Raw genomic sequence first — 26,262 nt, forward strand, 5'->3', positions numbered from 1 at the left:
GGCTCAACTCGCCGCCGGCCGCAAGGCCCGGCAGAGGTCGCCGAGCGTCTCCATGCGGTCGACGGCGACGACGTCCAGCAGTACGCCCAGCTCCTGCTCGAACTCGACGATGAGTTCCGCCATGACGAGGCTGTCGATTTCCAGATCGACCAGCCGCATGGCGCCGGTATAGCGTGCCGCGGCGCCGGGCGGCGGCACGGTGAGCACCCGCTTGACCACCGCGTCAAGGGCCCTCTCGTCGATCACTGCGTCCGCGTGGATGCTTTCCACCGGTCAACCAACTCCATCCCTGGATAGCGCCTCGGACCGTTCGCCGCAGGCTGTGCTGGGCACCACCGCAATCCGCCCGGGAACCGCCAGGAACGGCCGACTCGCGACCATGGAACGGATATGGTTGGCAAGATCGTCCGGCGTGACCTCGACACCGGCGACCGCGACCTCGGCGGCGAGCAACGATCCACCATCCTCCGCGATCTCTACGAAGGCCCTGGACGAGGCAACCGCGGGATGTGTGTCAAGGGTCGAGGTCACCTCGGCCAGGTCGACGACCAGCAGGACCGTACCGTCGGGTGCCCGCAGTGGCGTGAGCTGCGGGCCACTGCCCGTTGTCGGCGTGATGCGGCATGAATCGTCCCCGTACAGTTGTGCCCGGAAGGCGGCGACGAACCCGGCGAAGCTGGCTTCCGACATGGTCGCGCCATCGACGGTCAGCCGGATGCGCAACCCGTTGGGCCGCTCGTTGGCGGCGATACGCAGGCCGTCGGCGGTCCGGTGGAACTCGGGGGTGTACGCGCCACGCTCGACAGTGATCGCGCTGCCGTCCGGAGAGTCGTGGTCGGCGTTGTCCTCCAGATACGTCATGAGCAGGGTGCGGTGGACCGGATGGCCCAGGCGCTGCGCCACTGTCGCCCACATGTCGTCCAACGCCTGCGGCGCGACGTTGCGGCGCGAGGCGGCCGACAACAACTCCCGCCGGGCCTGCACCAGCAGGTCGACCGGCCTGGCCGGCCTGTCCAGTACGACCGGCACGGTGACGTCGAACATGCCGACGACTTCCCGCTCCACGTGACGCCTGCCGTTCAGGCTCATCGAGACGGCGATCCGATCCTGCGGCGTCGCCAGGAACACGGTGGTGGCGAACACCGCGAGCAGCCATTGGACCGTGGTGAAGCCGGACTCCCGCCAGCGGCCGCGCACATCCTTCCACTCGTCACCGACGACGAGTAGCAGCTCGGTCTGGGCGACCGGTGCGGCCGGTTCCCCGAGGCTGGGAAGGAACTGGCACCGGGGCGGCAGCCATGGGCCGCGCCGCCGCCAGTACGTGGACACCGCGTGCGACCGGTCGGTGGCGGCGGTCGCCTGGCCGGTCACCGCAGCGAGATAGCCGGCGTCCTCCGGGTCGGTGTCGGTCGCCCGGCCGAAGTAGGTGTCCCACAGTCCGCGTACGACGATCATCCGGGCAGTGGCGTCGACGGCGAAGCCGGAGAACACCCCGATCACCGCGTGCAGCGTCGGCGAGAACCGCAGCAGGCGGAAGATGAACGGGTACTCGACCGCCAGGTCGAAGGTGTGCGTGAGGTCCGCCGCCAGGACAGCGCGCACGTACCGCGCGAACTGCGCGGTGTCCTTGGCCGTCACCTGCGTCAGTGCGACGAGTTGGCGATTGTCCGGCACCGGCCGGATCCACTGGACGGGTACGCGGTCAAGAGTGGTGACGCCGATCCGCAGCGCTGCGTGCCTGGCGACCGTCGACCGCACCGCGGCGAGGAGTGCCTGAACGTCCAGTGGCCCACTGACCCGGTAGGACATGAAGAGTGACGTACTGCCCTCCGGCCTTTCCACGAGCGCGCGGTGGTGCGCGAGCTGGCCCGGGAGCAACGGATGGACCGCGTCGGTGTCGAGACTGACTGGCTCAAGGCGGGCTTGCCGCGATGGCATACGGGTCCTCATTCCAGCAGTGAACCTTTTTCAACCCGGACCGCACGGCGCTTACGCACCGCATCCGGCCTTGCGGTCCGTCGGACCGCAAGGGAATGTTGAAAAAGGTTCACTGGTCACCTACCGGAGGGCAACGTTCAGCATGACCGTCCAGGTCCGCGCCGGTCATGCTCAAGATCGGCACAGTACCAACTCCCCCGGTACCGTCAAGATCTCCGCATTTGAACGGAGGTCGACGATCGGTGCGATTGCACGATCGCGCGAATCCGTTTCCGGTCCACTTTGCCGTGTGGTGTGAGAGGCAGGGCATCGACCGCGACACAGCGGGCCGGCACCTTCGCCGGTTCGAGGCGGCGGGCCAGTTCCGTCAGCACGTCGTCTTCCGGCAAGGAAGTGGCCACCACGACGGTGAGCGGGCCGTCCTCGTCCGGCGGAACAACGGCGGCGCCCTCGACGCCGGCGATGTCCAGGGCCGCCGCTTCGAGTTCGGCGACGCTCGACCGCACGCCGCGGTGCTTGAAGACATCGTCGCGCCGACCGTGCAGATACAGGTAGCCGTCCCCGTCCAGGTGGCCACGGTCGCCCGTATGCAGCCGCCGACCGTTCGCGGTCACCCGGAAGGTGGCGGCGCCGAGCTGCCGGTCGCGCCAGTATCCGGCCATGACGTTTCCACCCTCGACGACGACCTCACCGATTTGGCCGGCGGGCAACGGTCGACCCCGGCGGTCGACGACGTGCACGACGGTGCCGGGAATCGCGCGCCCGACCGACCCCGGGCGCACCAGGTCGCCGTCCGGCTCCAAGATGGTGGCTCGCTTGCACTCCGTCAGTCCATACATGTGCACCACGGCGGCGCCGGGGAACGTACTACGCAACCCGTCGGCGAGCCGCGGCGGCATCCGGGCGCCGGTGCTCGTGAACATCCGGACCGACTGCGCCACCGCCGGTGGTGTCCTGGCCGCCAGCCGGAGCAGTGCGGTGGCGATCTCCGGCACCACGGGCACGATGGTGGCCCGGGAGCTGTTTATCCGTTCGAGAAGGGCAATTCCCTCTCCTGGCCCAAGCGTCTCCAGCCGCGCCCCGGCGGCCGTAGTGAGCAGGATCTGGTAGAGCCCGTAGTCGAACGAGGGCGGCACGCAGGAGAGCACGACGTCGTCCGGCCGGTAACCCAGGACCTGCCCGATCGCCCTGGTCGCGAAGAGGACCCGGTCGTGCGGGCACACCACGCCCTTCGGCCGCGCGCTGCTGCCCGAGGTGTACATCAGGAGAGCGGGCGGCCCAGGGTCGCGGTCGATGGGGCCGGCATCGGTCGGGCGCGAGTCCGCGACGGGCCCGTCGAGCCTACTCAGGATTTCCCCGAACCGCGCCTGTGACCAGGTGGGGGCGGGGACGTCGACACTTGCGGGGTCGATGCCTATCACGAGGGCTGGAGCGATGTCGGCAAGTACCATCCGGAGCTGGAATGGGCGCATTCCGGCCGACAGCGGCGCCAGCGTCAGGTCCGCATAGGCCGCCGCGAACAGTATTGTGGCGAACCCGGCGCTGCCGGACCGCACTGCGATCCGGTCCCCCGGCCGCAGGCCCTGTACGCGAAACAAGCCGGCGAGGTTGAGGCTACGCCGCCGGAGTTGTTCGTAGGTCCACCGCTGGACACCGTCGACGACCGCGATGCGATGGGGATGCCGTTGTGCGGCAGTGTCCAGCAGGGTATGGATCCGCATGTCAAACAGGTATTGAAGCATGGCGGGGCGACGACGGGGCCACCGAGGTTCAACCGACGACGCCGTTCAACTCCCGGGCAGGGGCCGCAGGCTGCGGTCTTCGGACCGCGGCAAGGCCGGATCGGCCGCATGACGCGGAGCCGACCGGCTACTCCGCCGGGCTCGGGTCGGTGGCCGACGCGTTTCTCGGGCGGTGGCCCGCCGAGGCGACCTACTCCGACAGCATCTCGCTGAACTGGTGCCATCCGCCGGCACAAGCTTGGGCGACAGTGCGAAGCGGCTCATGGCAGTGCGCGGGAACGGTCTCCGCGGCGTTCGCAGACTGCGAGATGAAGGCAAGCGTCGCCGAAAGCAGCCGGAGTAATGCCTTGCCGTGATCTGTATACCGCAGTGAAGGATCCTCGATGAGCCGTGCCAACTGTGGCCGGATGACGGCTTTGAGGTCCTGTGCCGTCGCCGGCAGCCCGTCCGTGGACGACGAGCCCCGCATCTCAGGTGACGGTCCCGCCGCAGCCGCCTCGGCGGCTGGGGCACGAGCCTCGCCGAGCGTCTTGCGACGAACGTCGAACGCCGTTCCGACCGAGATGCCGGACCGGCGCGCCATCTCACGCAGACTGACACCAGGCTCGCGGCGCACGATTTCCTCGGCCAACCGCCTGCCTTCCTCGACCGAGACCGGATGCCGGCGCCCGTCTCGGCCGATCCGGATGTTCAGGTGATGACTCTCGTCGGTTGAACGCCGCCGAAGCGCGGCGACGGTCTTTGCCGCGACCCCGCACACCGACGCTATCCGGCGGTCTGACCACTGAGGATGCGAGGCGAGGATCCGTTCGGCCGCGGCCAGCCGGTCCCGCGTGGTCAGCGGCAAGCCGTGCTCGACGTTCAACTGCACCGCCGCGACGAACGCGTCGACGTCGGAGCCATCGAAATAGACGACAGGTATCTGCCTGTCCCCTCGCGCACGCGCGGCGCGCAGCCGATGCATGCCGTCCACCACCCGCAGCGAGGACCGCTGGACAACGATCGGTGGTACCTCGTCGGCCAGCTCGACGAGCAGCCGCGCGTGCCTTGCGCTGACCCCATCCAACCTCGGCGAGAAGCCGGCCCGCAACGAACCTACATCAACCGTATCGACATGCCGAACTGCATGAGCGGCCTCGCTGCCTGCCTTACCAAGCTGCGCGGTGTCGCCGCCATCCGGTCGCCTCTTCATCTGCACCTCGTGCCGGTTCATCACCATGAGAATGATTGCTCTGATGCCCGCCGCCCACGCGCCGACGAGAGCCTGGAGCCAGGGCGGTGCACAGCCGGATCTGGAACCTCCCCGCCATTGCCCGTCGGCAACGACGCATCCGTGTCGAAGATGCTACGACCGCCTGCGTATATTTGGCGTATATAAAAAGCACATTCGATACACCCTGTGTCTGTCGCGTAACGCATGGAGGATGGCGGCACGCTTGCTCAGAACAGGCGTTGATCAGGGCTTGTGGATCATCGTCGTAGTGGGTATCGTCCATGACCCAAAGCCTCCGGCGAGTCATCAGGGTCAAGGATTAGGGCGACAAGGAAGAAAAAGTCGTCCACCTCTATCCTGAGGTACATAGGCGCCTCAAGAACCTACTCAGGACGCACGGGCGGGATAGCTGATGTCACGGAAGTCAGAACTGTCGACCACAGATAAGGGCGACCTCCTAGTTACGCCATGGTGGTAGCAGCGATGGCGTCACAGCAGTCGACACTACGTACACCCGGGCCGGACGAACCGTTGTCGGTGATCTTGAAACTCGTCGGGGACGCCTGCAACATCAACTGCTACTACTGCTACGAGAAGCGCAAGCCCTACGCCGGCTACGACAAGCTCTCCCTCGAGACCGTCGCACGCCTGCTGGACCTGGCGGACGGCCGGCCACTGAGCCTGGAGATGCACGGCGGCGAGCCGCTCCTGTACGGCATGGAGGCGACCTCCGGCCTGCTGAGGTTGCTGCGGGGCTACCCGGGAAACGTGTCCCTGAGCGTACAGACGAATGCCACCATGTTGACGCCGGCATGGTTCGACCTGTTTGCCGAAGAATGGCCCGAGATCGACATCGGAATATCTCTTGACGGGGATCCGGAGGCCAACCGCAGCCGTGTCGACTACCGTGACCGGAGCACATCCGAGCACGTACACCAGGCGCTGGAACTGGCCGCCGAGCGCCGCCTCGCGGTCGGCTTGATCTCGACCGTGACCAAGGACGTGTCGCTCCGCCCGGAGGAGACGCTCGACTTCGTCGCACGGTTCGAGGCGGTGAAGGCGGTGAAGTTCTCCCCCTGCTTCGACTTCAACGTCATGCCAAAACGAATTCCGGTCGGCAATCGCGAGACCATGCTGCCCCTGTTACCCAAGGGCGAGGAGCATGCCGGCTGGGCGATCACGCCACTTGAGTTCTCCGCTTTTCTTGTCAGGGCGTACGACCACTGGCGCGGTACCGGCCTGTTCCGGCGGTTCCTGCTCGAGCCGTTCACCAGCGTGATCCGGGTGCTCGCCGGCCGCGACACCCGATTCTGCCACTTCACAGAGCAGAAGTGCGCCTTCGTCCTGACCCTCTACCCCGACGGTCGGCTCGGCAGCTGCGACGAGTTGGGCGTACCCGACGGGCTGCTCGGTACCGTCCACGACCTACCCTCGCTGGCCGCGGCGACATCCCTCGTCACCAACCCTTCGCTGCGTACCGGCCTTGACGAGCTGCTCGACAAATGCACCGACTGCGACTACCGGCAGACCTGCGGCGGAGGCTGCCTCGCCACCCGCCTGCGTTACCGGAACAGCGCCTTCTACGAGGACTACTGCACCCATCGAATCGAGATCATTGATCACATCGCGGCGGATATCGCCGGAGAGCGGGCAGCCCGTGAGCACTGACGTCGCCCTCACAAACGTGTGGCCGAGCCTCGCCCATGACCTGAAGGACCTACGCGAACGTCGCGCGGCACAGGTGCGGGCCGCCGGGGCACGCCTCGACGAGCGCTTCGTCGTTCCACCGACGCTTGATGCGCGGCAGTACGCCCTACTGCACCATTTCACCTATGCCATCACGGCCGCCGTGCGCGAGCGGCGCCTTGACGACGCACGTGACCTGACCCAACGTTGGGAGACGGCGTCCACCGCGAGCGGCACCTCGCTTCTGCCAGGACATGACGTACGCGTCGTCGCTGCCGACGATTGCGAGCGGTCCGACGACGACCGGTACGAGTCGCCGCTATTCCTCCACCTGGACCCTGCTTCACGAACGGTGCCGTCGGCGCCGTGGTCAGGTGCCGGGGAAGCGATCCAACGCGCCGGACTGGACCACTTCATTACCTCCGTGACAGGTGTCGTCGTCACCTTGCAGGTGCGCGGTCGACGCGACACCACACAGAGTTATGCGTTGAAGGCTCTGCCCGGCACGATCTTCATCGACGTCGTGCAGGATCCCGTCCGCCTGGGCGAGTTGATCCTTCACGAATCGGCCCACACACTGCTGAATGAGATCTTCGCGGCATGCGGGGTGGACCTGGATCCCGAAGCGCGCTGGTACTCGCCGTGGAAGCAGGCCTACCGGCCCGCGTACGGGTTGCTGCACGCCGGCTTCGCCTTCGGGGTCCTGCAGAAGTACTTCGAGTTCCACGCGGCAGCCAGCGATCGGCCGTCCGCGTACGCCCGAGTCCGGGCAGAGATCGGCGCGGAACAGTGGGACCTCGCGCGCGGCTCCGTACGGGACGCCCTGGCCGAGGTCCGCGATGAGCGGGTGGCGTCACTGCTGTGGAACTTCGTCGCCTGATGGCGCCCGTTCCCCAGAGGCAGGCGCCAACCGGTCCATGTCCCCAACCAGCCGCAGAAAGGAGCAGCATGAAGTCAGACCAGGAGTTCGAAGAGTTCGTGGACGCGATTCAGTCCGCCAACTTCGACCCTCGCGACACCCGCGCGACCGCCCACACGGCGGCCGTCTTCGCGAGTGACTGGGATCGCGTCGAAAAGGCGATCGAAGCTGACCAGACCGACAACTGAACCTTTTCCAAAGGTTCACTGGTCAGCCACGGCCGGTGGCTTCCGGGCTACCGGTGGCCACCGGCCGTTCCCCCGTCGACAACCTCGGAAGAGCGCAGTGATCATGCCGTCCAGCCCCACCGAAGAGGCCGTGTTGGCGGCGGCCCGTGCCTGGTCCGCCAGTGTGGGGGTGACCCGTAGCAGCAGCATCACGCGTCTCGACCGCATCGGCGTACCCGTTGCCATGGCCGTGCGGCCCGGCGCGCTGGCCGGATCACTAGTCGTCACGGGCGGTAAGGGAACGACCGAGGCCGCGGCCGAAATCGGGGCCCGGCTGGAGGCGGTGGAGTTGGCGGCTGCGGAGCACACCCGATCCCAGGTGCCGCTCGTCCGGACTACATACCGGGCAATCGCCGCCCAGTTCGGCGGTCCCGCCGCGCTCCTGCGGCTGTGTCCCCGCATGGACGTACGGATTCCACTGGACGAGGAGGTGACTGCGGCCCAGGGAACAGACCTGTGCACCGCCGCGCCCCGCTGTCTCCCCAGCGAGCTGGTTCTCCTCCCACCGCCGCCCGACGCGGCCGTCCGGCCGTACTTCGGGGCGAGTTCCTTCGGACTCGGATGTGGCCTGACGCTGGAGCAGGCCACCATGCACGCCATGCTGGAGGTGCTGGAACGCGATGCCCTCTCGTTTCCATCGCACGCCGGTCAGGAATGGGCCATCGACGAGTGCTCGCTGCCCGACCGCCTCAAGGACCTGGTGGTGCGCGCTCGCCAGGCCGACGTCGCGGTGCGGCTGCTGGTCGTCAGGCAGGAGTTGGGACTGCCGGTCGCGCACGTCGTGCTCTGGGATCGGGCCGAGACGGACCGGCGGTTCGTCAACGGCGGGCACGCCTGCGCGCGTTCCCTCGAGGCGGCCCTGGAGCGTGCCCTACTCGAGGCGCTACAGAGCCGTGCCGCCTTCATGCACGGCGGCCGCGAAGATCTGCCGAGCCTCGTCGAGGTAGCGACGGAGCAGCCCCGGCCGGGTGACGGGTCCGCACTGGACCTTTTTCCACCTGAACCGCGCGGCGCTCACACCCCGCGTCCGACCTCGCGCTCCGACGGACCGCAAGGGGAGGTTGAAGAACGCTCACTGTCCGACGTCAGGCATCAATTCAGCCAGCCGGTACCCGACGACTGCGCTGGTCTCGCAGACTGGCTGGCCGAACGCGGCGTCGGTCCGACGATCCGGTTCGTCCTCCGTGACGGGAGCATGGGCGGGCCGTGGGTGGTGCGTACCGTCATTGTCGGCTGCGAATCATACGTACCCCGGCTCTCGCCTCGAGTGGGTCCGAGACTTGCGGCGTGGTCGCATGGCTGACCGTGACCTGATCTTCGTCGGGCCGACCGGGTACCAGTCGAACCGCCTCGGCGCCGTCTCCGAGCGGTACTCGGTGTTTCCGCCGTTGATCCGAGGCATGTTGGCGCCGCTGCTGCAAGATCACCCCTCAGGCCGGGTCATCCTTGTCGACGGTGGCTTCTACCACGAGTACGCGGTGGACCACCGGGAGATTTGCGCCGCGTTACGGGACGGACGCGAAGTGATCGGGCTGGGCTCCATGGGAGCGTTGCGCGCGGTCGAACTGCGGTCCCACGGCATGCGCGGCTACGGCGCGGTGGTGGAGCTCATCGGACGCTACGGGCTCTACGACGACGAGGTCATGCTCCTACACGGAGCCGAGCCGCCGTACCGGCCGGTGACTGTTCCTCTCGTGGAGGTTCGCGCGGCGCTCGGACATCTGCTGCTCGCCGGGCTCGTGGATGCCGACGATGTGGCAGGTGTCATCGCCGAGATAGCCGGCCTCTGGTTCGCCGACCGCAGCATGCCACGGATCCTGCAGGCACAGCAGCGCCGGACTCCAGGCCGTCCCCAAGCTGTGGAGGCGCTGCGCAACCAGTTGCAGGGACCGGCGCTGTTGAAACGAATCGACCTGGAGTGCCTGCTCGCCGGCTCACCACCGCCTGCGGTCCGCATGCTGCCATGCGGCGCGGTCGTTCCGGACTCACCGCACGGGTTCGAGCCGGCCTGATGTTCACCGCACTCAGCATGCCCGCAGACTGGGCCCACATCTCGGCCAACGGCGTTCCCTACCATGATCCCGTCATCGGCCCCCGCCTCGCCGAACTGCAGTGCCGCGACGACAGCGAGGTCGCCGGCCGCAGTGCGGCGGCGGTACGCCGCGAGCTGAACTGGCTCGGACTCACCGGCGACGAGCGGATCTTCCACCCCTGCTGCGGCCCGGGAACCTACGCCCGCGAGATCGCGAACGGCACGGGCTGCCGCCGTTACCTGGGCGTCGACATCAACCCGGCAGCGATCGCCGCGGCGACTCGTCGCTGCACCGATCGGAGGTGCCGCTTCCATCTCGGCACGTTCGGAACAGACTCCGCGGTACCGGCGCACGACCTCTGCCTTCTCAGCTACGAGCTGATCAACCAATTCGAACCGCCGGCGCTCGTGGCGACGCTCGGTCACATCGCCGCCGGGCTTGCGCCCGGTGGGCGGGTCTTCGTCGACGTGCGCACTCGGGCGGGCTCCGGGATGCACCCGGTCGACAGCGAGTCGAGTCACTATCCTGCCGGCACAGGAGTCTTCCTGCACGACGAACACGACGTCGAGTTCCAGGCTCGGTTCGCCGCCGAAGGGCGCCTCTACCTGCAGCGTTTCCGGATCACGCGTGACGACGGCACGAGGCGGGAGTTCTACTCCTGGCTGTGGCTGTACGACCAGGACGAAGTCGCACGCGCGGCCGCATCGGTCGGCCTCGACCTGGCCGCGGCCGCGCACGTGCATGCCGGCACCGATATGCGGCCGCCGTCCGCGGCCGGCTCGATCCAACTGGTGTTCGTGAAGAAGACGAAAGGCGCACGACCATGTTGACGACCTCGGAATCGCTCCTGGTGCACAGTATCGAGCAATTCCTGACCCCGACCGAGTGCCAAGCGGTTTGCGATGCGGTGGATGAGCAGATCGCGGCTGAGGGCCGTTCCACTTTTGAAGGGGAACGCACCGTGTCGGTTCACGCCGTCGACGGAATGAGCACCCGGGACGTGATGGACCTCTATGAGCCGGCGGGCCGTCTGGAGCTGTTTCCGCTGCCCGAGGCGGCGACGACGGTACTGGAGGAGGCGGCGAGGCGCGCTCTTCCCCACCTGTGCAGCCTGTTTCCCACGGGCCGCCGGCTGACCTCCTGGATCTATCTCGAGTACGGCGTGGGCCAGTACATCACGCCGCACATCGATATGCCGTTCGACGAGAACCAACCGGATCACGTAAAGGTCGCCGGAGTGAGCATAACGCTCAACGACGGCTTCTCCGGCGGCGAGTTCGTTGTCGGAACCTGCGGCAGCCCGGACCTGTGGACCGAGCCTACGGATGAGTTGCGAAGAGTCCGCGAAGGAGCGGACTACACCACGCCGTGGTACAAGGCGCTGCCCCGGACTCAATGGCGCACCCGCGTAGCCACGGGCGACCTGGTCATGTTCGGCAGCCAGCTCAGCCACAGTACGGAGCCGGTCACCCAGGGACGGATCAAAAAAGTCATCGGCTTCTTTACCAACTGACGGAGAATTCAATGGACGCGCGTCTCGCATACGAACTGGCTGCGCTCAATTCCAATATGTCCGATGTAGAGCGCCTGGTCTCACTGCACTGGGGCCTGTCCTCGGTCTTGCGGGCCGGGGTCGCGGGCGACGTTGTGGAGATCGGTTGCAACGCCGGTTATACCAGCGTCTGGCTCGCGACAACCATGCTGGCGCTGGACCCCGAACGTGAACTGGTGCTGTTCGACAGCTTCGCCGGGATGCCCGCGCCAGGGGAACTGGACACCCATCTGCCGGAGGGCGAGTGCCTGGCGTCGGCGGAGCAGGTCGAGCAGAACTTCCGCGGCAGGAATCTGCCGATGCCGCGCGTCGTCGCAGGCTGGTTCGACGAGACACTCTCCCAACTACCCCAGCGGGTGTGTTTCGGTTACCTCGACGGCGATCACTACCGCTCCATCCAGCTGAGCCTGGAGCAGGTGTGGCCGCGCCTGGAGCCCGGTGGGCTGCTCGTCATCGACGACTACTGCGACTTGAGCCGCAACGAGCGGGCCTGGGATGGGCTGCCCGGTGTGAAGAAGGCCTGTGACGAGTTCTTCGCCGGCACCGGCTGCGTCGTGGAGGTCGTCCCGGGCACCTCCGATCTGACGCTCGGCTACGTGTACAAGCCCGCACCGCAGGGCGAGTCCCGATGACGGCCGACACGCCGGCGATGCACCTCGAGTCCCTGGCAGGAGTCTCGCCGACCCACGTGTTCCGCGACGTGCTCGAGACGACCACGGCGTACAAGTCCAGGTCGGTGGTCTCGTTCACCGGATGGAGTACCCTCCTGCTGGTCGAGCGGGCCGACGTCCCCGGCGTGGAGTTCGTCGCCAAGGGGTTCTTCGGCTACCACAGCGTCATCGACGCCGCCCCGGTCCAGCTACGTCCGGAACTTCATGGCTACTACTGGTACCGGCAACTGCCGGAACAGGCACACCGGTATGCGCGGGACCACTTCGTTCAGGAGGCGAACCTGCTGTCGCGGCTGAGCGGCTCGCCGTACTTCCCCAAGCTGGTGGAGATGAACCTCGCGGCCCCGGTGCCGCATTACGTGATGGACTACCTACCGCTCGGCTCGGTGCGTCAATGGCTCGCGGCACACGGCGCACCGTCGGCGGACGCCGCCGTCGCCTTTGCGCGCCGGCTGCTGACCGGGATGGCCGTCCTGCATGACGCCGGGTATGTCCATCGGGACATCAACGCCGAAAACGTGCTGATGGCCGACGACGGGCCAGTCATCGCCGATCTGGGTTGCGTCCGTGCCCTCACGGCCGCCGAGCCACGATCGCCGAAGTCAGCCTTGATCTCGTGGCCCCCGGAGTACGACGCGGGGTACCACGAGGCGGACTTTGCCAGTGATCTCTACTGTTTCGGAATGGTGATGTACGAGCTGCTCGCCGGCACCATGCCCCGGTACGGCGCTCCCCCGTTGCGCAGCGTGGCGACCGAGCACGACCCACGATTGGTCGATCTGGTCGAGCGGTGCGTGCAGTGGAGCCGCGACGGCCGGCCGCAGAGCGCCGCCGCCGCCTTGGAGGCGCTGTCGTGACTGCCCGGACACTCGCACCGCGTTCGCCGGTGACCGCCCCGCCTCATCCTGACGACCTGATGCGGCACATGTTTCTCGGCCGACTGATCAGCCAACATACGATGATCTTCGAGCCTCTGGTGTACGCGGAGCACCTTCGCGTCTTGGCGAGGCTGGTCGACGACTCCGTGCTGACCCCGACCGGCGCCGGACAGCTCGCCGCATACACCCCCGCGAATGTGGCTACCGCATGTATGGCCGCCGCCGCTGGTGTGCCGGACGGCGGCTGGCCGGCATTCGCCACCAGCCTGCGGTCCCACGAACTGTCCCTCGGCGTCCGCAGCCACCGGTTTGTGGCCAGTTCGTCCAGCACCGAGGACCTGCAATCTATGCGGGCGGCAGTAGAAATCCTCGTGGAGGGCGACCTGAGCGCCCTGGTGGAACTGGGGACGGGTGGATTGGTACCCGTCGCGGCGCTGCCCGGGCAGGGAAGCCTGGGCGCCAGGCTGCTGCTGGCGCGGGATCGGATGTTCGCGCCGGGCGCCTCCGTGCTGGAGTGCCTGCTGTACGAGGTGATCGCCGCCCCCGCACGGATCTGGGCGGCAGTCGAGCCGTCCGTGTACGAGTGTCTTCGTCGCGTTCTCGCCCCGGTCCGAGTCGAGGACGTCTTCGTCGCCGGCTGCGTGGCTCAACTACTCGAGCGGGCGGACGACCGCGGAGACAATCTCGCCGCGCGTATACCCGCGCTGGTCGCACTGGTGGAGACAGTCCGTTCGCCGCAGACGAGCGCCGCTCGAACCGTCGCCCTCGGGCTGAAGGAGGCATCGTTGTTCGCCGAACTGCTCTGCTGCTGGTGGCCGGGAACCGAGCGGGCGGTGCATCTGTTCACTTCCCGGCTCGACTACCTGACACGACACCCGGCCGGGCATCGAGCGCAGGAGCGCTGGTCGTGATCCCGACGAGCCGGCGGGATCGGAGGTTTCCGTTCATCGCGTTGGAGGGAACCGACGGCAGCGGAAAGTCGACGCTACGGATCGAACTGGCGAAGGCGTTGCGGCGAGTCGCACCGACCGTGACGGAGCTCGGCCAGCACAGCTGGCTTGACGCCGCCTCCGCACGTGTCATCGTGGGCAACCGCATGGCTCGCAGCAGCTGGAACGCCGAAGCTGTCGTGGAGGCATATCTTCGGGACAAGCATCTCCACTTCGAGTTCAACATCAAGCCCGCTCTCGCCGTCGGTCCGGTACTCACCGACCGGTACGTGCTGAGCGATATCGTCTATCACCACGTCCTGCACGGTGTACCGATGGAACGCATCAGCGCCTCCATGGCAGCACTGCGAATGCCGGCCCCCGACGTGATCGTCTTCGTCGACACCCCACCCGCGATGGCATGGACGCGGATCGGGACACGCAACAAGGAGCTGCGTCCCTACGAACGCCCGGACACACTCGTCCAGCTCTACGACGCCTACAACCGCGCTATTCAGGCCAACCTTGTGCCGACGCGCATCCTGCGATTCCGCAACAACGATCAGCTGTCGGAGAGCGCCGTACAGGGCCTCGTTGACTCGCTGCTGCCAGAGTTCCCACATCTGTCGACCAACCGAGAGGCGCCCACCGATGTCTGAGGTCCGAGTACGCGTTGCCGCCTATGTCGTGCGTGACACGCCCACGGGACCGGAATTGCTGGTGTTCGACCATCGGGATCAGCCCGAAGCAGGCACGCAGGTCCCTGCCGGAGGCGTGGACGCCGCTGAACCGCTTGAGGACGCGGTCATTCGCGAGGTGGCTGAAGAGACCGGCACCGTCGCGGTCACCGTGCGGACAAGTCTCGGCGTACAGCAACGGCCACACCCGCACACCGGTGAGCCACGAGTCACCGTCTTCTACTACGCGACCACGACGGAAGGTCGGGACCGCTGGTCTCACCAGGTCGCGGGCAGTACCGGCACCGATGACGGGATGGTGTTCGACTGCTTCTTCATCCCGCTGACGCAGGCGCTGGACCTGCTGCCGGACCGGCAGGACGAGTTCGTTCCCGCGCTACTCAAGCTGCTGCCCGAGAATGCATAGCGTATCCGCGGGCTTACCGGGGACGTCTCACCCGGCGTCGTCGCCGAACGACCTCTCGTCGGGCAACCCGGATCCGGACCTGCTCCTCTGGCGCCACGATCGCTGGCCCACCACGGTTCCATCCGACCTGCTGCTCTACGGCACCCCCCGGATCGTCGACGATCTGCTCATTCAGGCACAGGCATACCTCGCCGGGCAGGGGGTCGACCGCGATCACCTGACGCTACTGCCCGGCGGGCTCGAGGCGGTTGACCGTGCTCTGGCGACTCTGTTGCGCCCCGGAGACCGCATCATCGTGGAAAGCCCCACGTACAACGGGGACCTTCCGCTCATCGCCGCGCTCGGTCTGGTGCCCGTGCAGGTACCTGTGGACGAGGAAGGATTCCAACCAGAGGCATTCGCCGAGGCGCTCGCGGATGCCACAGGCGTCCTGTACCGTCCGCGGGCCCAGAACCCCACGGGGGCGGCGCTCACCGCGCAGCGCGCCGAGACACTGCGTGCCATGATCCAGCAGGTTCCGCAGTTGCTGGTGATCGAGGAGGACCACGCCGGGGGGATCGCGGGTGCCGACTATGTCTCTGCCGTTCCCGCTGGACACCCGCGATGGCTCCACGTCGCGTCCGTGTCCAAGTGGCTTGCCCCTGACCTGCGGTTCGCGATGGTGTGTGGTGACAGCGAGTCGATCGGGCGCCTGGATCAGCGCAGGCTGCTGGGCGGCGGGTGGGTCAGCCGCATGACGCAGCTCGCTGTGGCGGCCCACCTGGCCGACCCCGGCCTTCCGGCCGACCTGGCCCGGGTGCGCGTGGAATACAGCACACGACGCCGGCACATGCTTGAACAGTTGGCGGAGCGCGGCCTGTGCGGGCACGGGCGCACGGGGCTGAACGTGTGGATCGAGGTACCCGATGAGGCGGAGACCGTGGCGCGGCTGGCTGCGCACGGTTGGCGCGTTGCCCCCGGATCGCGATTCGCGGCCGCGGTGCCGGCGATACGGGTGACCGTGGCCGGCCTCGGTGCGGCGGCGGAGGCGAGCCGGTTCGCCGATGACCTACTGTCGGCATGCCAGGGAGCAACGCCGTGTCGCTGATCGAGGCTACGATCCGTCACGAGCTACGCAAAGCCGCAGATCAGGGCAAGCGTTCGGTGGACGAGGTTCTGACGGGAAGGTCCTTTGCGGCCGTGGTACTCGACGACGGCAGCATCGGCGCCGCCATGGACTACGAACGGTTCCGTCCCGGCGTCGCGTCACCCGCCGCAGTCACGAGTCTGCGAGGCGTCCACCTGGCCGACTACCTCGGGACGTCGCCCGGCGCGTCCCTGTTGGACTGTGACCTGGTGCGCACACCTGCGGCTGGTTCGGACCTGACCAGGCAAGCCGTCAAGATTGCTCTCCTCAGCGCGTTGTCTCGATCCTGGTTCCGGCACGGCGGGCTGGAGGAAGCGGGATTCGATCACATAGTGGCGCCGTTCGACGAGGTACATCCTCATCAGCCGGGGTCAGCGGTGACGGAGGCACTGACCCGAGCTGTGGGAGACGCCGCTACGGTCGGCATCATCGGCTTCGGCGGGCTGATGGAGCACCTGGCCGAAATCGACGGCGTACGCCGCGTCCTGGTAGCCGATCTGCACGAAGCCCCACGCGTCGAGCGCGTCCGAGAGACTCTCGCCCGGTTCAACGCCAGGTTCGGTGAGCCGCGCATCCAGATGGTGGGCAACGACCTGCGCCGGTTGGCGGACGAGTGCGAGGTCGTCCAGATCACGCCCTCGTCGCTCTGCAACGGCACGATGGACGAGGTACTCCGGACGCTGCGCGGGTTGCGGCTGATCGTCGTCGGGCCCAGCGGCGCCCTGCCACCGCCGGTGTGGCGTGGGTACGGTGCGGTCCTGGTCTGCACCGAACTCAAGGACAGCCGCTTCGTACGGGCCTACCACAACGACGACCACCTGTACGAATGGTTCGTGGAGTACGACCGGCGGCTGCTCTATTGGCCGACCAGCGACGATGGCCGGTGATATCGGGCACCCGTCCCGGTCGATCCGGCCACGCCGTCCGATTGGTTCATCTCCGAACGCCGCGCCGACCACGGCGGGTGGCGGCTGTGCCGCGGTTCGCCCGCGCATACGCCCGCTGGCGGCAGGTCCAACCGTCGAGGAGCAGGCGCTTACCGTGCTGTCACCGGCGCGCGGGTCTCCCCCGGCCGGCCGCTGACCTGTCGGACCCGTGGGTGCGGTGCGCAGCGAGCCGGCGCCCGCACCGACCCGCGCGCCTGCCCAGCCACGTGGCCGCTAGCTGCCGACCCGCTTCCCCGGCGGATCGGGTCGAGTCAGGGTAGGTGCGTCCCCCGCCCCGGGTGGGCCCTCCGGCAGGTTGCTGCCGCCGGGGGCGAATGTCTCGGAGCTGCCATGAACACCACTGGCCTGGTCCGGGTGACCGTCGCGGCGCCCTCCCGACGGATCGACCTGGCCCTGCCCGAGCGGTCACCGCTCGCCGAACTGCTGCCCGCCCTGTTGGCGCACGCGGGTGAGAGCCTGGCCGACGCCGGGGTCGGTTCCGGCGGGTGGGTGTTGCGCCGGGTCGACGGCACCGCGCTGGAGCCGGCCCGCACGCTATCCGGGCATCGGGTACGGGACGGCGAGGTGTTGTACCTGACGCATGCCCGTACCGACTGGCCCGAACTGGAGTACGACGACCTGGTCGACGCGATCGCCACCGGCTCCGCCCGGATCGGCGGCACCTGGGGCCCGCCGCACACCAGGACGGCCGGCCTCGCCGTGGGCGCGCTGGCCGCCCTGCTCTGCCTGGTCGCGGTGGTCCGGGCGGGACCGCCGTGGTCCGGTCCGGCATGGTGGGCACTTGGTGCGGCCGGCCTGCTGCTCGCCGCCGGTGTCGTGGCGGCCCGGGCGGGCGGCGACGCCGGGGTCGGCGTGGTCAGCGCACTGGTCGCGTTGCCGCTGGCTGCCGCCGGCGGTGGCCTGGCCCTGGCCGGTGACCGTGCGCTGACCACGCTCGGCGCGCCCCATCTGCTGGCCGCCGGAGCCGCGCTGCTCCTCGCCTCGATGGTCGGCCTGCTCGGCGTGGTGGACCGGGCCGCGCTGTTCGTCGGCAGCGCCACGGTCGGCCTGCTCGGGGTCGTCTGCGGCTGGCTCACCACCCTGGAGTCGCTGGAGGGGCACGAGACCGCCGCGATCGTGGCAAGTCTCGGCCTGGCGTTCTCTCCGGCACTCGCCCCGCTGTCGATCCGGCTGAGCCGGGTACCGATGCCGGTCCTGCCGCGCGTCGCCGCCGATCTGATGCGCGACGACCCACAGCCACCCCGGGCCGCCGTGTACGCCGCCGTGGTGCGGGCGGACAGCCTGCTCTCCGGCATGGTGGGCGGCCTCGCACTGGTCGTCGCCGTCTGCCAGGTGCTGCTGGTACGCGACGCCGGCACCGCCACGGTGGTGCTGGTGGCCGTCCTGACGGTCGGGTTCCTCCTCCGCGCCCGGCTCTATCCGATCGGACGGCAGCGGGTGCCCATGCTGGTCGCCGGGCTCGCCGGGGCAGTGTGCCTGGTCACCGGGCCGCTGATGGCGGACCGGTCGAACCTGCTCACCGTGACCGGACCGGTGCTGCTGCTGGTCGGCCTGCTCGTCGCGCTGGCCGCCGTGTGGCACGCGACCCGCCGCCCCAGCCCGTACCTGGGCCGGTACGCGGAACTGCTGGAGGTGCTGGTGGTACTGGCGGTCGTACCGGTGGCCTGTGCGGTGCTCGGCTGGTACGGCTACGTACGCGGGTTGGGCGGCTGACATGGCGTCCAAGCGCGACCAGTTGCACGCACACCAGTTCCTGGTGCAGCGGGTGATCTCGGGGCTGGTGACCAGGGAGAGCGACCCGGAGCAGCCACCGTTCCGCCGGCCGGTCAACGCCGCGTACGGCGGCATCGCCCTCGCGGTGATCGCGCTGGCCGTGGTCGGCATCTACGGGATCATCGTGCCCGGCGGCAACAAGAGCTGGCGCGGCGGCGACGCGGTGGTCGTCGAGAAGGAGACCGGGACCCGCTACGTCTACCTGGACGGCCGGCTGCATCCGGTCGCCAACTACACGTCGGCGCTGCTGGCGCTGGACCGGCACGCGCCGACCCGGGTCGTGTCGCGCAACTCCATGGTCGGGGTGGGGCGCGGCCCCCGCATCGGTATCCCGGACGCGCCCGACGCCCTGCCCGCGCCGAAACGGTTGCTCGCCGGGGATTGGACGATCTGCTCCCAGCCCGGCCGGGACCGGACCGGGGCGGCCGTCGCCGAGTCGGTGCTGATGGTCGGGCACCGGCCGGCGGCGGGCCACCCACTGGCGGACCGCGCGCTGCTGGTCGCGGAGGCCGGGACGGGCGAGCGTCACCTGGTGTGGCACGGATACCGGCACGAGATCGGCAAGGCGGACGCGGTGGCCGTGGAGGTGGCGCTGCGGGCCGGGCCGGCGATCCCGGTCGACCCGGCGGTGGTCGACGTGCTGCCGGCCGGCCGGCCGATCGCGCCGATCGCGGTACGGGAGGTCGGCAAGCCGTCCCGGGCGGTGCCCGGCCGGCGGGACATCCGGGCCGGCCAGGTGCTGGTGGCGACGAGTTCCGGGGGCGTACAGCACTATCTCGCCGAGGTCGATCAGTTGCGGCCGATCAGCGAGTTGCAGTACGACATCCAGCTCGCCTCCCGTGGGACCGCCGCCGCCTACCCCGGGGACGAGCCGACCGGCGTCCCGCTCAGCCTGCCGGAGGCGGCCGGGTCCAAGCAGGCGGCCACCGTACCCGTGGCGGCCGGGAGTCCGCCCGTCCAGCGGCCGGAGTTCGCGGCCGGTGCCACGACGACCACCATCTGCCTGGTGTTCGCCCCGCGCGGGCCGGTACCGATCGTGCTGCTGGATCCGGGGATGCCGGATGCCGACCCGATGCGGCAGACCCCCGGCAGCACCGACCTGGGCACCCGGCTCGCCGACCGGGTGCTGGTGCCGGGTGGCGGGGCCGCGGTGGTGGAGTCGATGCCCGGCCCGGATGCGCCGGCCGGCACCCTGCTGCTGGTAACGGACCTGGGCATCGCCTACCCGATGGCCGAGCCGAAGGTCCTCGATGTGCTCGGCTACCCCGGCGTACGCCCGGTCGGCATGCCGGCCGGGGTGGTCAGCCGGCTACCGATGGGCACCACCCTGAGCCATGACGGTGCGCTGCGCCCCAGCCGGATCTGACCCCGGTCAGCTCCACCGGACCGGCCAGGCCTGAACCCCCGGCCGGTTCCACCGGACCAGCCGGACGCGGCCCCGGGGAGGAGATATCTCCCCGGGGCCGCGACGCGGGACGTGCCGGGGTCAGTGGCGATGGATCCGCGCCGCCGGGCGGGAGCCGTCGGTGCGCTGCTCACCGACCTGCCACAGGTCCTCGTCGATCAACTCCACGGTGGCCGGCGCGTCCGCCTCGCGGATCCGTCCCGACCGGGGTGCGACCGCGTGCGGGTTGCCCTTGCCCGCCTTGCCGCTCAGCATCGCGGGCATGCCGGGGGTGGGGTTCTGGGGTCCACGGCCCCGACCGGTCGCCGAGGATCTGGCCGCGCCCGACCCCGGCCCCGCGCCACCGCTCAATCCCGCCCCGGCTCCGGCCACCGGCGGCATCATCGGCGGTGGCATCATCGGCGGAACGCCGGCGCCGCTGGCCGAAGCCCCGGCCGGCGTGACGGGCGGCAACGCGGGCGGCGGGCCACTCGGCGCGACCTGCGCCGGCGCGCCGACCGGGACGGCCGCCTGCGGGATCGAGGCAGAGCCCACGCCGACAGCACCGCCGACGCCCCCACCGCCGAGGCCGGCCACCCCGGCACCACCACCGGGGCCGCCGAGGTTCACCCCCGGGATGCGGGCGCCGCCGCCGAGATTCGCGGCGGGCACCCGCCCGCTTCCGCCGGCACCGCCGATCGGCGGGCTCATCGGCGGGAGACCCGGGCCGATGCCGGGGCCACCGCCGATCGGCGGGACCGTCGGCGGGGCGGCTCCGCCGGGGCCCATTCCGCCGGGGGACGGGGCACCGGTCGACGGCAGCGTGGGGGTGGACGGCTGGCCGGAGAGCGACGGCGCCGGCCCGCTGCCGGTGGGTGCCGTGCTGTCGGTCGGCGCATCGTCCGACTGGGTGGGTACGTCCGGCGTGGTGCCGGGGACGCTGCCCGGCGGGACCGCGCCGGGGGCGGTGTCCAGAGCGTTGTCGCCGCCGGTGTCGCCCCCCGGTCCGGCGGTCCGGAGCGGGGCGTCGGCGGACAGCGGGTCCAGCGCGTCCGGAAGCCAGATGTCACCGTTCACGGCCGCCGCCACCGCGTTGGTCGCGTCGTCGAAGAGCTTGCCGAGCGCGGTCATCCTGGCGGCGGCAGCCTGGAGGTATCCCTCGATCCGACCTGCGAGCTGCGTGACACCCGCTTCCCAGCCGGGATCGGAGAGGCCCATCGGTGGGTTGCTGACCATTTTGAGCTGTTCGATCAGCGGCTTGGCCAACTCGTACTGCTGCACGACAAAGGCGTAGGTGGGGCCGATCTCCTGGCCCGCATCCTGGATCTTGTGCCATGGCGCCTGCCCGCCGATCTGGTCGCGCCAGCCCCCGATCGCCAACGCGTCCTTCTCGGCGGCGTTGCGCATCTTCTCGCCGTTCGAATCGTCCCACGCCTCGTGCAGCGCGGCGGTCTCCTCCGTTATCGACTTCGACGCCTCGACCAGCTCGCCCCAGGCTCGGGTCCACACGCCGATCTGTGCCCAGATGGCCTCCTTGTGATCGTTCTCTGCCTTCATGGTCTGCACCATCTGCTCGAACTGTGCGGTGTAGTCCATGTCATTCCCCCTCCGGGCTCGGTGCGGGCGGGGTGGCGGGCCGTAGGCTCTCGATCGAGATCCGGTTCTCGTCGTTCGCGGCGAGGTACTGATGGCCGCCCTGATTGGCGGCGTACTCGAACTGGTCGAAACGGTTGTTGACCATGGTCATGAAGTTCGTCAGCGTCTCCAGGGCTCTGGCGTTCGCGGTGACGAAGTTCTGGCATTCCGGCAGCCCACCGCAACCGGAGAGCTGCTGCTCCGGCGGAGTGGCTCTGGCGAGCGTGTAGCGCAGCATCGCGTCGGATTGCCCACTGAGCAGCCCGCCTGATGGATGTGTCATCTGTCCTCCCGGTCCAACTGGGTCCGTGCCGTTGGTGCAGTTCAGCAGCCTGGCCGCCGGGCCGGGTGCCCGACGACCGCAAGCGGTCAGGCCGGATCGGCGGGTGGCAGCCAAGCGAGCTGGACGATCTGCGGCGCGCCGCGACGGGTGACGAGCCGCCCTCGGCCCGGGGGCAGCGGCTCGGCCTTGAGCCCGCCGAGCAGTGGTCCCTCGTCCTTCGACCCGGACAGCAGCAGGCCGGCCGAGCCGACGTCCCGGACCCGGGCGACGAACGGGTCGTGCATCGCCCGGCCCGCCCCGCCGGTACGCCGGGTCAGCACCAGGTGCAGACCGATGTCCCGGCTCTGCGGCAGGTACGGCAGGAGGGGCAGCAACGGGTTGTTCGTCGGCGTGGTCACCAGGTCGTAGTCGTCGACGAGGACGAACAGCTCCGGCCCCTGCCACCAGGCCCGCCTGCGCAACTGCTCCGGGGTGACGTCGGGTCCGGGCAGCCGGTCGGCCATCCCCCGGGCCGCCTCCGCGACCAGGTGTGTCGTGGTGACCAGGTCGGTGCCGTAGCCGAGCAGGTACTCGCCGTCCACCTCGCCGAGCAGCCCCCGCCGGTGGTCGACCAGGATGAGCCGCACCCGGTCCGGCTCGTACGTGCGCACGATCCGGCGGGCGAGCATGCGCAGGAACCCGGTCTTGCCGGACTCGACGTCGCCGAAGAGCAACACGTGCGGTTCCGAGTCGAAGTTCAGCCGCACCGGCTCGAGATCCTGTTCGGCGATGCCGATCGCGAGTTGGAGGTTCTGCGGGTCGTCCGCGGGCGGCAGGGCGAGGTAGGGCACCCGGTCGGGCAGCATCCGCACCGCGGGCGCCGGATCGCCCGTCCAGGCGCTGCGCACCGCGTCGACCATTCCGGCCATCCCGGCGGTCAGGTCGTCGGGGGTCCGCCGGCCGTCGACGCGCGGCAGCGCCATCAGCATCTCGTGCTTGCCGACGCTGATCCCGCGGCCGGGTGCGTCCGCCGGTACCCGCATGGCGGTCTTCCGGTCGATCATGGAGTCGATGGGGTCGCCGAGCCGCAGCTCCACCCGGGTCCCGAAGAGGTCCCGCACCGCGGTCCGCAGATCGAACCAGCGCGAGCATGCGACGAGCAGGTGTACCCCGTAGGCCAGTCCGCGGGTCGCGATCCCGGCGACCACCTCCTCGAGGTCCTCGAACTCCTTCCGAAAGGTCAGCCAGCCGTCCACCACCAGGAAGACGTCGCCGTGCGGATCGTCGGCGACGCCGCCGCCCGCGAGCAGCGCACGGTAGGCGGCCATGCCGTCGATCTCCCGGTCGGCGAACCGGCGTTCCCGCTCGGTGAGCACCGTCGCCACCTCGGCGACCGTACGCCGGACCGCCGCCGGGTGCTGCCGACCGGCCACTCCGCCGACGTGCGGCAGGCCCTGGAGCGAGCCGAGCGCGCCGCCACCGAAGTCCAGGCAGTAGAACTGCACCTCGCGCGGCGTGTGGGTGAGCGCGAGGCTGCCGACGACGGTGCGTAGCGCGGTGCTCTTCCCGGACCGCGGCGCACCGACCACCACAGCGTGTCCGGCTGCGCCGGCCAGTTCCAGCACCAGCGGGTCGCGCCGCTGCTCCAACGGCCGGTCGACGACCCCCACCACCGCCCGCAACGAGCCGGGTCGGGCGGGCCGGGCCGCCACCAGCCCCCGTGCCGGCTCGGCGACCAACCCGCCGAGCAACTCGTCCAGGGTCGGGGACTCCGCCAGCGGCGGCAGCCACACCTGGTGCGCCGGCGTACCCCGGCCGGCGATCCGCTCCACCAGGATGTCCAGCAGGCTCTCCCCGACGGCCTCGTCCGGATCCTCCTGCGGCCCGGTGGGCTCGGGCTCCGCCTCGATCTGCGGAGCGAGGTAGCTGGTCGAGTACTCCATCAGCCCGAGCCGTTCCGGCTCGCCCGGACCGGTGCCAGCGGCGACGGTCGGACTGTGCACGCCGGAGACGTACGCGGCGCGGAACCTCGTCATCGGTTCGGTGCCGAACTTCAGGAATCCGTGGCCCGGCGCCCGGGGCAGCGAGAACGCGTCGGGTACGCCCAGCACCACCCGGCTGTCCATGTCGGAGAAGGTGCGCAGGCCGATCCGGTAGGAGAGATGGGCGTCCAGGCCCCGCAGCCGCCCCTCCTCCAGCCGCTGGCTGGCGAGCAGCAGGTGTACGCCGAGCGAACGGCCCACCCGGCCGATCTGCACGAAGATGTCGATGAAATCCGGGCGGGCCGACAACAGCTCGCTGAACTCGTCACAGACCACGAGCAGCGTCGGCACCTCGGACAGCGGCGCGCCGGCCGCCCGGGCCTTCTCGTAGTCGCGCATCGAGGAGAAGTTCCCCGCCGCCCGGAGCAGTTCCTGCCGCCGGATCAGCTCACCGTTGATCGCGTCGGCCATCCGGTCGACCAGCGGCAGCTCGTCGGCGAGGTTGGTAATGACCGCGCTGGTGTGCGGCAGCCGGTCCATCCGGGCGAAGGTGGCGCCGCCCTTGAAATCGATCAGCGCGAAGTTGAGCATGTTCGGCGGGTGGGTCACCGCCAACGCGAGCACCAGGGTACGCAGCAGCTCGCTCTTGCCCGACCCGGTGGCGCCGATCAACAGCCCGTGCGGGCCCATGCCCTCCTGCGCCGACTCCTTGAGGTCCAGCTCGATGGGGGTGCCCTCCGGCCGGATGCCCAACCGCACCCGCAGCCGGTCCCGGCTGGGCCGCTGCACCCAGGTGTCCACGGGATCGAACGCGTACGGGTCACCGAGGTCGAGCAGGTCCTCGAGGCCGAGTTCGACGTTCAGCGGCTGCTCGCCACGGCCGCCACCGGTGAGCCGCAGCGGTGCGAGCTGGCGGGCCAGCGCCTCGGCGCCGGCCATCGACAGCGCGTCGGCCCGGCCCAGCTCGGTCTCCCCGTCGGTGGTCATGCTGGACAGCGAACCGTCGTCGGCGACGTCCAGCACCACGGTGGACCGTTCCATGGCCCGGGGCGGTGCGGTGGTCAGGTCGACCACCGAGACGCCTTCGACGCCACCGCCGGTCATCAGGTGGTCGGAGCCCGCGGTCGCGCCGCCGTCGAGCACCACCACGAGGTGGGGGCCGGCCACCCGGGCGCCCCCGTTGTCGGGGTCGAAGCGCGGGCGGTTGCCCAGCAGGTCGTCCAGCATCGCCTCGAGGGCGGTGATCGTCGGGGCGACCAGCCGGACGGGGCCGAGCGCGTCGACGCGGTCCGGGTGCAGCCCGTGCGGCAGCCACTTGAGCCACTCCCACTCGGGCCGGCACCCCGGCCCGGTGCAGACCGCGATCCGCAGGTCGTCGGGGGCGTGCAGGGTGGCGAGCTGACCCAGCATCGCCCGGACCAGGCCGATGACCCGCTCGTGGTCGCCGCGCACGTGGATCCGGCTGAACCCGTTGACCGCCATCGCCAGCGGCAGGTCCGGGATGGCCGAATGGGTGGTGATGAACCGGCGCAGGGCGAGCGCGGAGAGCGGCTCCAGCTGCTCCATCGGCTTGGTGTCCGGCGGGATCAGCCGGGTGGCCAGGCTCTGCCGGCCGACGCCGATCCGGGTCACGCCGAAGTCCGGGGCGTCCCGGCGTCGTTCCCAGAGCCGGTAGCTCGGGACCAGCGACCACAGCGTCGCGGGGTCCGGGTGCAGATACCAGAGCGCGGCCCGCTGCCGGTCGGCGGCGCGACCGACGCGTATCCGGTGCTGGGCCAGGCCCCGCAGGTAGAGCCGGCGGGCATTGCCCATCTCGCGCTTGCTCGGCCCGCCGCTGTTGAGGAAGGCGACCGCCACCATGGCCAGCATCGCCACGCCGAACAGCCCGAACACCACATAGCGCAGGGTGGCGTACCCTCCGGAGCCGCTGCCGCCGCCGAACATGCCACCGCTGAACATGAGCACCATCGCGCCCATCATCGCGATCATGGGCAGGACCATCAGCAGTTGCGTCCACTGCCGGGCCGGTGGCGGTGGGATCTCCGGGGGCGCTTCCAGCAACAGCTCTCCGGAGGGCATCTCCGGAGCGGGCCGGCGGGACGGCCTGCGCACCACCACCGTCGCCATGACCGTGACCTCCCTACGTCTTCCGCCTGCCGCGATCGTCGCCGCTGCCGAGGACGCGTGGGCCGGGATGGCAGGAAGGTGCCGACGGGGCCGCCGGTCGACCGGGTCCCCCTAGCGTCGACACCGGGTGCCGC

Annotated in this window: 23 protein-coding genes; 16 read left to right on the plus strand and 7 right to left on the minus strand. The window is 69.6% G+C overall.

Going from position 1 to position 26,262, the window contains the following annotated elements:
• Positions 1 to 3: 3 nt before the first annotated feature.
• From ACQEVC_RS35915 to ACQEVC_RS35930, 4 genes are all read right to left on the minus strand, one after another.
• On the minus strand, positions 4 to 270 hold the full coding sequence (locus ACQEVC_RS35915) for an acyl carrier protein (RefSeq protein WP_432886988.1): 267 nt from the start codon (positions 268 to 270) through the stop codon (positions 4 to 6).
• A gap of 3 nt (positions 271 to 273) precedes the next feature.
• Positions 274 to 1,842 carry a condensation domain-containing protein gene (locus ACQEVC_RS35920; RefSeq protein ID WP_432886991.1) on the minus strand — a complete coding sequence of 523 codons (1,569 nt, stop codon included), beginning with the start codon at positions 1,840 to 1,842 and terminating at the stop codon, positions 274 to 276.
• A gap of 302 nt (positions 1,843 to 2,144) precedes the next feature.
• On the minus strand, positions 2,145 to 3,680 hold the full coding sequence (locus tag ACQEVC_RS35925) for a class I adenylate-forming enzyme family protein (protein WP_432886994.1): 1,536 nt from the start codon (positions 3,678 to 3,680) through the stop codon (positions 2,145 to 2,147).
• A 190-nt stretch (positions 3,681 to 3,870) separates the two neighbouring features.
• The gene (locus ACQEVC_RS35930; protein ID WP_432886997.1) at positions 3,871 to 4,893 is read right to left on the minus strand and encodes a ParB/RepB/Spo0J family partition protein; all 1,023 of its coding nucleotides are present in this window, start codon (positions 4,891 to 4,893) and stop codon (positions 3,871 to 3,873) included.
• A 537-nt stretch (positions 4,894 to 5,430) separates the two neighbouring features.
• Here ACQEVC_RS35930 and ACQEVC_RS35935 point away from each other — a divergent pair.
• The 16 genes from ACQEVC_RS35935 (at position 5,431) to eccB (ending at position 20,104) form a co-directional block, all read left to right on the plus strand.
• Positions 5,431 to 6,561: a radical SAM protein gene (locus ACQEVC_RS35935; RefSeq protein WP_432887000.1), complete on the plus strand. Its 1,131-nt coding sequence runs from the start codon at positions 5,431 to 5,433 to the stop codon at positions 6,559 to 6,561.
• Positions 6,551 to 7,459, plus strand: a complete 909-nt coding sequence (locus ACQEVC_RS35940) for an aKG-HExxH-type peptide beta-hydroxylase (RefSeq protein ID WP_432887003.1) — start codon at positions 6,551 to 6,553, stop codon at positions 7,457 to 7,459. Before ACQEVC_RS35935 ends, ACQEVC_RS35940 begins: the two co-directional genes overlap by 11 nt.
• A 68-nt stretch (positions 7,460 to 7,527) precedes the next feature.
• Positions 7,528 to 7,686 (plus strand): hypothetical protein, encoded by a 159-nt coding sequence (locus ACQEVC_RS35945; RefSeq protein WP_318398276.1) that lies wholly within the window; start codon positions 7,528 to 7,530, stop codon positions 7,684 to 7,686.
• 103 nt (positions 7,687 to 7,789) lie between these two features.
• Positions 7,790 to 9,028, plus strand: coding sequence for a YcaO-like family protein (locus ACQEVC_RS35950; protein WP_432887006.1), 1,239 nt, complete (start codon positions 7,790 to 7,792; stop codon positions 9,026 to 9,028).
• A gap of 97 nt (positions 9,029 to 9,125) precedes the next feature.
• Entirely contained in the window at positions 9,126 to 9,737 is a 612-nt protein-coding gene (locus ACQEVC_RS35955; protein WP_432887009.1) for a TfuA-like protein, read from the plus strand.
• The gene (locus tag ACQEVC_RS35960) at positions 9,737 to 10,588 is read left to right on the plus strand and encodes a methyltransferase domain-containing protein (RefSeq protein ID WP_432887012.1); all 852 of its coding nucleotides are present in this window, start codon (positions 9,737 to 9,739) and stop codon (positions 10,586 to 10,588) included. The genes ACQEVC_RS35955 and ACQEVC_RS35960 overlap by 1 nt, the downstream gene beginning before the upstream one ends.
• Positions 10,582 to 11,271 carry a hypothetical protein gene (locus ACQEVC_RS35965; RefSeq protein WP_432887015.1) on the plus strand — a complete coding sequence of 230 codons (690 nt, stop codon included), beginning with the start codon at positions 10,582 to 10,584 and terminating at the stop codon, positions 11,269 to 11,271. Before ACQEVC_RS35960 ends, ACQEVC_RS35965 begins: the two co-directional genes overlap by 7 nt.
• An 11-nt stretch (positions 11,272 to 11,282) precedes the next feature.
• Positions 11,283 to 11,942, plus strand: coding sequence for a TylF/MycF/NovP-related O-methyltransferase (locus ACQEVC_RS35970; RefSeq protein ID WP_432887018.1), 660 nt, complete (start codon positions 11,283 to 11,285; stop codon positions 11,940 to 11,942).
• Positions 11,939 to 12,838, plus strand: coding sequence for a serine/threonine protein kinase (locus ACQEVC_RS35975; RefSeq protein WP_432887021.1), 900 nt, complete (start codon positions 11,939 to 11,941; stop codon positions 12,836 to 12,838). Before ACQEVC_RS35970 ends, ACQEVC_RS35975 begins: the two co-directional genes overlap by 4 nt.
• Positions 12,839 to 12,939: 101 nt before the next feature.
• Positions 12,940 to 13,770 carry a hypothetical protein gene (locus ACQEVC_RS35980; protein WP_432887024.1) on the plus strand — a complete coding sequence of 277 codons (831 nt, stop codon included), beginning with the start codon at positions 12,940 to 12,942 and terminating at the stop codon, positions 13,768 to 13,770.
• Positions 13,767 to 14,447: a dTMP kinase gene (locus tag ACQEVC_RS35985; protein ID WP_432887027.1), complete on the plus strand. Its 681-nt coding sequence runs from the start codon at positions 13,767 to 13,769 to the stop codon at positions 14,445 to 14,447. Before ACQEVC_RS35980 ends, ACQEVC_RS35985 begins: the two co-directional genes overlap by 4 nt.
• Positions 14,440 to 14,892: an NUDIX domain-containing protein gene (locus ACQEVC_RS35990; protein ID WP_432887030.1), complete on the plus strand. Its 453-nt coding sequence runs from the start codon at positions 14,440 to 14,442 to the stop codon at positions 14,890 to 14,892. Before ACQEVC_RS35985 ends, ACQEVC_RS35990 begins: the two co-directional genes overlap by 8 nt.
• Entirely contained in the window at positions 14,885 to 15,979 is a 1,095-nt protein-coding gene (locus ACQEVC_RS35995) for an aminotransferase class I/II-fold pyridoxal phosphate-dependent enzyme (RefSeq protein ID WP_432887033.1), read from the plus strand. The genes ACQEVC_RS35990 and ACQEVC_RS35995 overlap by 8 nt, the downstream gene beginning before the upstream one ends.
• 92 nt (positions 15,980 to 16,071) lie before the next feature.
• Positions 16,072 to 16,905, plus strand: coding sequence for a Rossmann-like domain-containing protein (locus ACQEVC_RS36000; RefSeq protein WP_432887036.1), 834 nt, complete (start codon positions 16,072 to 16,074; stop codon positions 16,903 to 16,905).
• A 390-nt stretch (positions 16,906 to 17,295) separates the two neighbouring features.
• Positions 17,296 to 18,678 (plus strand): type VII secretion integral membrane protein EccD, encoded by a 1,383-nt coding sequence (gene eccD / locus ACQEVC_RS36005; RefSeq protein WP_432887039.1) that lies wholly within the window; start codon positions 17,296 to 17,298, stop codon positions 18,676 to 18,678.
• Position 18,679: 1 nt separating this feature from the next.
• On the plus strand, positions 18,680 to 20,104 hold the full coding sequence (gene eccB, locus ACQEVC_RS36010; RefSeq protein WP_432887042.1) for a type VII secretion protein EccB: 1,425 nt from the start codon (positions 18,680 to 18,682) through the stop codon (positions 20,102 to 20,104).
• 120 nt (positions 20,105 to 20,224) lie between these two features.
• On the opposite strand, the gene ACQEVC_RS36015 is transcribed toward eccB, so the two are convergent.
• From ACQEVC_RS36015 to eccCa, 3 genes are all read right to left on the minus strand, one after another.
• Positions 20,225 to 21,718 carry a hypothetical protein gene (locus tag ACQEVC_RS36015; protein WP_432887045.1) on the minus strand — a complete coding sequence of 498 codons (1,494 nt, stop codon included), beginning with the start codon at positions 21,716 to 21,718 and terminating at the stop codon, positions 20,225 to 20,227.
• Between the two features lies 1 nt (position 21,719).
• Positions 21,720 to 22,040, minus strand: a complete 321-nt coding sequence (locus ACQEVC_RS36020) for a hypothetical protein (protein WP_432887048.1) — start codon at positions 22,038 to 22,040, stop codon at positions 21,720 to 21,722.
• An 86-nt stretch (positions 22,041 to 22,126) separates the two neighbouring features.
• Complete coding sequence (gene eccCa, locus ACQEVC_RS36025; protein ID WP_432887051.1) at positions 22,127 to 26,128, minus strand: type VII secretion protein EccCa; 4,002 nt, start codon at positions 26,126 to 26,128, stop codon at positions 22,127 to 22,129.
• Positions 26,129 to 26,262: the final 134 nt, after the last annotated feature.

The organism is Plantactinospora sp. CA-294935 (assembly GCF_050936445.1).
In the GTDB taxonomy this organism is placed as follows: Bacteria; Actinomycetota; Actinomycetes; order Mycobacteriales; family Micromonosporaceae; genus Plantactinospora.

Coding starts and splice junctions, on each gene's coding strand:
- ACQEVC_RS35980 (WP_432887024.1), top strand. CDS start 12,940: ATGATCTTCGAGCCTCTGGTGTACGCGGAGCACCTTCGCGTCTTGGCG.
- ACQEVC_RS35995 (WP_432887033.1), top strand. CDS start 14,885: ATGCATAGCGTATCCGCGGGCTTACCGGGGACGTCTCACCCGGCGTCG.
- ACQEVC_RS35970 (WP_432887018.1), top strand. CDS start 11,283: ATGGACGCGCGTCTCGCATACGAACTGGCTGCGCTCAATTCCAATATG.
- ACQEVC_RS35965 (WP_432887015.1), top strand. CDS start 10,582: ATGTTGACGACCTCGGAATCGCTCCTGGTGCACAGTATCGAGCAATTC.
- ACQEVC_RS35975 (WP_432887021.1), top strand. CDS start 11,939: ATGACGGCCGACACGCCGGCGATGCACCTCGAGTCCCTGGCAGGAGTC.
- ACQEVC_RS35945 (WP_318398276.1), top strand. CDS start 7,528: ATGAAGTCAGACCAGGAGTTCGAAGAGTTCGTGGACGCGATTCAGTCC.
- ACQEVC_RS35930 (WP_432886997.1), bottom strand. CDS start 4,893: ATGAACCGGCACGAGGTGCAGATGAAGAGGCGACCGGATGGCGGCGAC.
- ACQEVC_RS35960 (WP_432887012.1), top strand. CDS start 9,737: ATGTTCACCGCACTCAGCATGCCCGCAGACTGGGCCCACATCTCGGCC.
- eccCa (WP_432887051.1), bottom strand. CDS start 26,128: ATGGCGACGGTGGTGGTGCGCAGGCCGTCCCGCCGGCCCGCTCCGGAG.
- ACQEVC_RS35925 (WP_432886994.1), bottom strand. CDS start 3,680: ATGCTTCAATACCTGTTTGACATGCGGATCCATACCCTGCTGGACACT.
- ACQEVC_RS35950 (WP_432887006.1), top strand. CDS start 7,790: ATGCCGTCCAGCCCCACCGAAGAGGCCGTGTTGGCGGCGGCCCGTGCC.
- eccB (WP_432887042.1), top strand. CDS start 18,680: ATGGCGTCCAAGCGCGACCAGTTGCACGCACACCAGTTCCTGGTGCAG.
- ACQEVC_RS36015 (WP_432887045.1), bottom strand. CDS start 21,718: ATGGACTACACCGCACAGTTCGAGCAGATGGTGCAGACCATGAAGGCA.
- ACQEVC_RS36020 (WP_432887048.1), bottom strand. CDS start 22,040: ATGACACATCCATCAGGCGGGCTGCTCAGTGGGCAATCCGACGCGATG.
- ACQEVC_RS35955 (WP_432887009.1), top strand. CDS start 9,126: ATGTTGGCGCCGCTGCTGCAAGATCACCCCTCAGGCCGGGTCATCCTT.
- ACQEVC_RS35990 (WP_432887030.1), top strand. CDS start 14,440: ATGTCTGAGGTCCGAGTACGCGTTGCCGCCTATGTCGTGCGTGACACG.
- eccD (WP_432887039.1), top strand. CDS start 17,296: ATGAACACCACTGGCCTGGTCCGGGTGACCGTCGCGGCGCCCTCCCGA.